The organism is Bradyrhizobium sp. Arg816 (assembly GCF_029989365.1).
Classification (GTDB): domain Bacteria; phylum Pseudomonadota; class Alphaproteobacteria; order Rhizobiales; family Xanthobacteraceae; genus Bradyrhizobium.
The window spans coordinates 1-1,780 of record NZ_JAPRAQ010000069.1; the positions used below are offsets into that span (position 1 = coordinate 1).

Genomic DNA, 1,780 nt, shown 5'->3' on the forward strand with positions numbered 1-1,780 from the left:
ACTCGTCGCTGAAATACCTGACCCCCGCGGCCTACGCCGCCCACCTCACCGCAACGGACGATCGGCTGCGCAACCCCGACCAGCTCCGCCGATCGTCCGTTGCTCCACCCGCGCCACTTGGCGTACAGAACCCCGAGACTCTAACTGCCACTGGATGAAAGTTCAGTGGCAGGTCACGACCCCGACAACACGATCCAGCACATCTACGCCACCAACCTCAATGTCGGCCCCGCGCCGAAGAACACGCTGCGCGTGCTGGATGCCCTGCAGCCGACGAGCTATGCCCGAAGTCGGCGGCGAAACCCTGAAGGTCGCCTGACGCGGCCATGTTGATCTATGATCTCAAGAGCATCGTTCTGGACTTTGCCAAGGACGCGAGGCTTAACCTCTCGTCCATGGTGTCCGGTGAGCAGCTTGCCGAGCAGACCCGCTACGGCCTGTTCCTCGCCTGCGCGGTGGCGACGCGCAATCCGCATGTGATGTCCACATTCAAGGCGCTCGCAGCCGAGAAGCTGACACCGGCGGCGATCGCGGCCGCCAAGGCGGCGGCGTCCGTGATGGCGACGAACAACATCTATTATCGCTTCGTGCACCTTGCCTCGACAAGGAATACGGAACGATGCCGGCGCGGCTGCGCATGAACCTGATCGGCAATCCCAGTGTCGACAAGGCCGATTTCGAGCTCTTGTCGCTAGCGGTCTCCGGCATCAAAGGCTGCGGCGCCTGTATCGACGCGCATGAGCAGGAGCTGCAAGACGCCAGCGTTGCCGCCGGCACTATTCAGGCCGCGGTTCGCTTCGCCGCCGTCATTCACACGGTGGCGATCGCGATTGACGCCCGCCGCGCAATCCAGTTGGAAGCGCGCTGGCGCAGGTCTTTCTCAATATCATCATGGAGAGGAGAGCCGAGTTTCGCGATTGCAGTGCGAGACAGGGGTAAGCGACACCGGCACTTTTGCCCGCTCGCGCCACGGCTTCTGTCCGATACGATCCTTGTCCGAGCAATTCGTCAGCTCAACCTTGTGGCGAGCGCCTCCCCAACGATAGCAATATCCGACCGTCTGTCGCCTCCCGGTAAGCTCGCTGTCTCGGCCGGGCACAACCATGTTGTCCATCCGTCGACATTTGGATTCCCCATGGGGCGAGAAGCACAACTGGATTACAAAATGCGTGCTCGATCGCGGCCGTTCGCAGCGAGATGGGGTAGCAGAAGCACTGCGCGTGAAATCGACTGCAGCTAAGTCGAATCTGCAGAATTTCTTCGTTGAATCCTCTTTTTCGCTCAGCTTCCTCTTGTTCGCGGTCTAATTTGCCGTGGCACGGCTCATCGATAGCGTCGGCATGGAAGAGGGTGTGCAACGTGCGTAAAAGGCGTCAATCTGGAGTCGTCCATAGGCGTGCGTCTACGACGGGCCCTTTTGGACCGGTGCGCTTCGGCGGGGAGGTGTTACAGGTTGGTTTGTGCCCATCGCAACACACAGGCATCGCGCGTTGAGTTTGCTGAGCGGAACTCAAGGGGAAATGCGGATGACTCGATGCGTGGTAGTGTCGGCCGCCTAAGTCGCCATGTTGTCGTGTTAGGTGAGCATCACGGGTCGTATTGCAGCCGTTGTGGAGTTCATCCAGCTCTTAAACCATGCACCTTCGGCCTGAGATATTATGCGCGGAACGGGTTAGTCTTGCTTAAAGGAGGGGAACGTCATGCGTGATCAGGATGCCAGTGACCATGCGCTTGGTGGCCTGAGCCGACGCTCGCTACTTCGATCGACGGCAGCGCTGTT

The 1,780-nt window shown here is 60.1% G+C and carries 3 pseudogenes; all 3 read left to right on the forward strand.

Annotated elements, in window-relative coordinates:
* Nucleotides 1-158 (forward strand): annotated as a pseudogene (locus OWC48_RS45815) (IS3 family transposase); the annotation flags it as partial.
* A gap of 19 nt (nt 159-177) precedes the next feature.
* Nucleotides 178-308 (forward strand): annotated as a pseudogene (locus tag OWC48_RS45820) (peroxiredoxin); the annotation flags it as partial.
* An 18-nt stretch (nt 309-326) separates the two neighbouring features.
* Nucleotides 327-838: pseudogene (locus OWC48_RS45825) on the forward strand (carboxymuconolactone decarboxylase family protein); the annotation flags it as partial.
* Between the last annotated feature and the right edge of the window lie 942 nt (nt 839-1,780).